This is a genomic window from Elizabethkingia argenteiflava (genome assembly GCF_009904105.1).
Lineage (GTDB): Bacteria > Bacteroidota > Bacteroidia > Flavobacteriales > Weeksellaceae > Elizabethkingia > Elizabethkingia argenteiflava.
Genome location: NZ_JAAABJ010000347.1, coordinates 1 through 456, shown reverse-complemented (window position 1 = coordinate 456; position 456 = coordinate 1). Strand labels below are relative to the sequence as shown.

Below are 456 nucleotides of genomic sequence, written 5' to 3'. Positions count from 1 at the left end.
CGATAACCACCATCAGCCAGAATAACTTTAATGCCACAAAGCATTTCTTTTAACACGCGCATAAGTAAAATAACAGCCTTACTATCATGTATATTATCAATTGTAACCATGATTGAAATTAAAATTACATTTTTTTAAAAGAGCACATGAAGTTTTATTGACTTAATATTTTTATTGCCATCAAAAACTTTTAATTACCGGTTATTGCCCCAGCGAATACACTGGCTGTCCATAATACCAAGCGATTGCTCTGATTTTTGTCCTATTTTTACTCGAAATATGCCTCGTAAATCATCCAACACTAGTTCGAATTGCACCCATATCTGAACACTTTTTATAATAATAGTACACCCGTTGCCACTTGGGGAAATCTTGGGGAAGGATACGCCATTGACTACCTGTTTTAACAAGGTAAAGTATTCTGTTCCAATTAATCCGTAGATTATGTTTTCGTTT

Annotated in this window: 1 protein-coding gene; it reads right to left on the bottom strand. The window is 34.0% G+C overall.

The genetic code is table 11. From position 1 onward, the window contains the following. Positions 1-291: 291 nt before the first annotated feature. Positions 292-420: a transposase gene (locus GNY06_RS15115; RefSeq protein ID WP_394350825.1), complete on the bottom strand. Its 129-nt coding sequence runs from the start codon at positions 418-420 to the stop codon at positions 292-294. Between the last annotated feature and the right edge of the window lie 36 nt (positions 421-456).